This window comes from Methylibium sp. (assembly GCF_013817365.1).
Taxonomy (GTDB): Bacteria; Pseudomonadota; Gammaproteobacteria; order Burkholderiales; family Burkholderiaceae_C; genus Methylibium.
The window spans coordinates 1-4,149 of the sequence record NZ_JACDCU010000373.1 but is presented as its reverse complement, the minus strand read 5'-3'; the positions used below and the strand labels follow the sequence as shown (position 1 = coordinate 4,149).

Here is a 4,149-nt window from a genome sequence, read left to right as displayed (position 1 = left end):
GTTGACTTGAGCGGCGCGGCGCGCTGCGCTCAGAACAGTTCGATGGAGCCGGCGTCCATCTCGTCTTGCGTGACGGGGTTGGGCCGCAGCGGCGCGGTGGCGACCACCGCCTCGCCCTCGGCGTCGGGCCCGAAGGCGTCGCGCGCGATCTGGTCGGCGCAGTTGCGCAGCCGCTGGTGGGTGTGGTTGATGAGCTGCGAGGCCATGTCCTGGAACTGCAGCGCCAGCACCGCCTCAGTGAGCTGAAGGCGCGCGTCCTGCGCAACGCTGGCCGCCGCGGAGGGCAGGCTCGGTGCGCTCAATGTGTCTAGCAGGCGGTGCGCGCCGGCAAAGCGCGCCAGGAGCGTGTCGCAGGTGTCCGCGAGCAGGCGCTGCAGGCGATCGAGATCGTGGCTGGCAGACATCAGGTGGTCCTGGAGATCGGCGGCCCTCAGGGGCGACATCGCTGCGGCGTTGCCGGCACTCGGGAGCGAGCAGGAGTCTGGTGCGATCGGATTCATCGACGTGTGGCCTGGCGGGCTGTTCGGCATCGGCGGGGGAAATGACGGAGGGACACGCACGCTGCCGGCGCGCCCGCAGCGGTCGGCCCGACTGCACCGGTTGAGATAATTTTTTGCCGGATCGCTCGCGGGCAGTGGCAAGATCACCCGGCTCTTTGCCGCCCTTTTCCGCTGCAACACCTGCCCCGACACCGGCCCTGCCTGCGATGCCCGACGCGCCTTCGACCGCCCCGCTCATGCGCCTGCGCGTGCTGCACCTCGAGGACTCCGAACTCGACCACCAGCTCACCCTGGCCCACCTGCAGCACGGCGGCCTCGATGCCGAAGCCGTGCGCGTGGAGTCCGAAGCCGAGTACCGCGCCGCGCTCGCCGAGCCCTGGGACGTGGTGCTGTCCGACTACAACCTGCCCGGCTTCTCCGGCCTGGACGCGCTGGAGATCCTGCGCGAGAGCAACCTGCTCATGCCCTTCATCCTGGTCTCCGGCGAGATCGGCGAGCAAGTCGCCGTGCAGGCCATGCTCAACGGCGCCAACGACTACCTGCTCAAGGAAAACCTGGCGCGGCTGGTGCCGGCGATGCTGCACGCCATCGAGGGCACGCTGGCCCAGCGCGCCCGGCAGGCCGCCGACCTGGCGCTCGGCCAGAGCGAGCAGCGCCTGCGCGAGCTCGCCCAACACCTGCAGGCCAGCGTGGAGGCCGAGCGCGCGGCCATCGCCCGCGAGATCCACGACGACGTGGGCGGTTCGCTGACCGCACTGAAGTTCGACCTCGCCTGGATCGAGCGCCGCGCCACCGACCCCGCGATGGCGCAGCGCGCTCAGGGGGCGCTCGAGACGGTGAGCATGGCGATCGAATCGAGCCAGCGGATCATGCACAACCTTCGCCCGGCCATCCTCGAGCAGGGCCTGGTCGCCGCCCTGCAGTGGATGACGCACCGCTTCGAGCGGCGCAACGGCGTGCTCACCAGCTTTCGCGTCAGCCACGAGGAGCTGCCGCCGCTGCCGCCGGGCGTGCCGCTGGCCGCCTATCGCACGGCACAGGAGGCGCTCACCAACATCAGCAAGCACGCCTTCGCCACGCGCGCGGAGGTCGACCTGACCATCGCCGGGCGCGTGCTTTCGCTGGAAGTGAGCGACAACGGCCGCGGTCTGTCGCAGCAGGATCTGTCGAAGGCGCGCTCGTTCGGCATTCGCGGCCTGCGCGAACGCGCCGCGCAGGTCGGCGGCTGGGTCGATCTTTCCAGCGGAGCGAGCGGCACCACCATCATCCTGTCGGTGCCGCTCGACAGCGGCGGCGACACCGAGGCCGGCGCGCTCGACGAGGCACCGAGTCGCGATGCCGACGATCCGACGTCGTGGGACATGCTCTGAGCTGCGCCTTGCACGGTAGAGTTGCCTGCATGAGACCGCCGATGCCAGGCCATGCATTGCTCCCCCTCCCTCTGGAAGAGGAGCAAGCGCGATGAGCATCCGCGTCATCCTGTGCGACGACCACGCGTTGATCCGGCGCGGCATTCGCGACACCCTGGCCGATGCGCACGACATCGAAGTGGTCGGCGAGGCGGGCGACTACGGCGAACTGCGCAGCCTGCTGCGAGAAACGAGCTGCGACGTGCTGGTGCTCGACATCAACATGCCCGGGCGCAGCGGCCTGGACGTGCTGCAGGTGCTCAAGGAGGAGCCTTCGGCCATGCGCGTGCTGGTGGTGTCCATGCACCCCGAAGACCAGTACGCCATCCGCGCGCTGCGCGCCGGCGCCTTCGGCTACGTCAACAAGGGCAGCGACACGCAGCTGCTCGTGGCCGCCGTTCGCATGGTCGCCCAGGGCCGCAAATACATCACGCCCGAGACCGCGCAGATGCTCGCCGAGAGCCTCACGCAGCCGGCCACCGGCGTGGCGCACGAAAAGCTGTCCGACCGCGAGCTGCAGACGCTCGTGCTCATCGCCTCGGGCAAGCGGCTGTCCGACATCGCGACCGAGCTCACGCTCAGCCCCAAGACGGTGAGCGTGTACCGCGCGCGGGTGCTGGAAAAGCTGGGCCTGACCAACAACTCCGAGATGACGGTCTATGCCATCCGCAACGGGTTGGTCTGAACCCGCACAACGCGCAACACCGGAGCCGGCGCCGGCTGCTGCCCCAACGCTGCAAGGCGGCTGCCTGTGCGGCGCCGTGCGCTACGAGATCCCCGCAGGCGCGCTCGGCGCGATCGTGCTGTGCCACTGCAGCCAGTGCCGCAAGGCACAGGGTTGTGCTTTCGCAGCCAATGCGCCCGTGCCGGCGGCCGACTTCCGGCTGCTCACCGGCGCCGACGCGTTGCGCGCCTACGCCTCATCGCCCGGCAAGTGGCGCAGCTTCTGCGGCCGCTGCGGCTCGCCCATCCTCAGCCACCGCGACGGCGCGCCCGAATGGGTTCGCTTACGCATCGGCACGCTCGACACCCCCATTGCCGCACGGCCGAGTGCTCACATTCACGTGGCATCGAAGGCCGGGTGGTGGGACATTCGCGACGAGTTGCCGCAGTACCCGGGCCTCGAGCCCGGGCGGCGCTGAACGTTCGCCCTCAACGATGCACGCGCGGGTGACCGACATGTCCGACAACCCGGTAGAGCTTTGGATACAGGCGGATCGCCACGTTCCGCTGGCGCATGTCATGGACCTGCTGCTCGACGCCGTCTGCGTCGTGGACACGCAGGGGCGGTTCGTTTTCGTCAGTGCCGCTTTCGAACGCATCTTCGGATACTCGCCGCAGGAGATCATCGGCAGACCGATGCTCGATCTGGTCTTTCACGAGGACCGGCCGAAGACCCTGCTTGCGGTCGACGAGATCGTCGCCGGCACCCACAAGCCGCATTTCGAGAACCGGTATGTCCGCAAGGACGGCCGAATCGTCCACATCATGTGGTCGGCCCATTGGTCGCCAGCCGATCAGGTGAGGGTTGCGGTCGCGCGCGACGTCACCGAGAAGAAGCGCGCCGAAACCATGCAGGCGGCGCTCTACGCCATTTCCGAAGCGGCGTATTGCACGCAGGACCTGCTCGCCTTGTTTCAGCGAATCCACCGGATCATCGGCAAGCTGCTGCCGGCGACCGGTTTCTTCGTTGCGCTGTACGACCCGAGGCACGACGAGCTGAGCTTTCCCTACCATGTCGATGAACATCAGGCGGCGCCTGCAGCGCGGAAACTCGATTCCGGCACATTGAGCGCCGAAGTCATCCGCACCGGGCGAACGCTCCACTTCAAGCGCGACGCCGGGGCGCTGGCGCCTGGGCAAGCTGAGTGCGACCTCGGCCCGCATGCACTCGACTGGCTCGGCGTTCCCCTTCGCGCTCCGAGCGGCGTCATCGGCGCGCTGGTGGTGAAGAACCATTCGGCCCAATCACGGTACACGGACAGCGACACGGAGCTGCTGCAGTTCGTTTCCACGCAGGTCGCCGCCGCGATCGAGAGAAAGCAGACGGAAACCCGCCTACAGCACATCGCCATGCACGATCCGCTCACCGATCTGCCGAATCGCGAACTGCTCCGCGACCGCCTGCAGACGGCCCTCGCACGCGCCGGGCGCAACGACGAGCGGTTGTCCGTGCTGTACGTCGATCTCGACAAGTTCAAACAGGTCAACGACGGCCTCGGGCACACCGCAGGCGACCT

The 4,149-nt window shown here is 68.4% G+C and carries 5 protein-coding genes; 4 read left to right on the top strand and 1 reads right to left on the bottom strand.

Annotated features, from left to right (window positions below):
• Positions 1–29: 29 nt before the first annotated feature.
• Entirely contained in the window at positions 30–404 is a 375-nt protein-coding gene (locus H0W38_RS17920; protein WP_292456608.1) for a hypothetical protein, read from the bottom strand.
• A gap of 302 nt (positions 405–706) precedes the next feature.
• Here H0W38_RS17920 and H0W38_RS17915 point away from each other — a divergent pair, with 302 nt between their 5' ends.
• The 4 genes from H0W38_RS17915 to H0W38_RS17900 all read left to right on the top strand — a co-directional run.
• Entirely contained in the window at positions 707–1,870 is a 1,164-nt protein-coding gene (locus tag H0W38_RS17915) for a histidine kinase (RefSeq protein WP_292456606.1), read from the top strand.
• 91 nt (positions 1,871–1,961) lie between these two features.
• A complete protein-coding gene (locus tag H0W38_RS17910) occupies positions 1,962–2,594 on the top strand; it encodes a response regulator transcription factor (protein ID WP_292456605.1) in 633 nt (210 codons plus the stop codon).
• A gap of 76 nt (positions 2,595–2,670) precedes the next feature.
• Positions 2,671–3,051, top strand: a complete 381-nt coding sequence (locus H0W38_RS17905) for a GFA family protein (protein WP_292456603.1) — start codon at positions 2,671–2,673, stop codon at positions 3,049–3,051.
• Positions 3,052–3,088: 37 nt separating this feature from the next.
• A partial coding sequence (locus tag H0W38_RS17900; protein ID WP_292456609.1) for a bifunctional diguanylate cyclase/phosphodiesterase occupies positions 3,089–4,149 on the top strand: 1,061 nt, incomplete at its 3' end.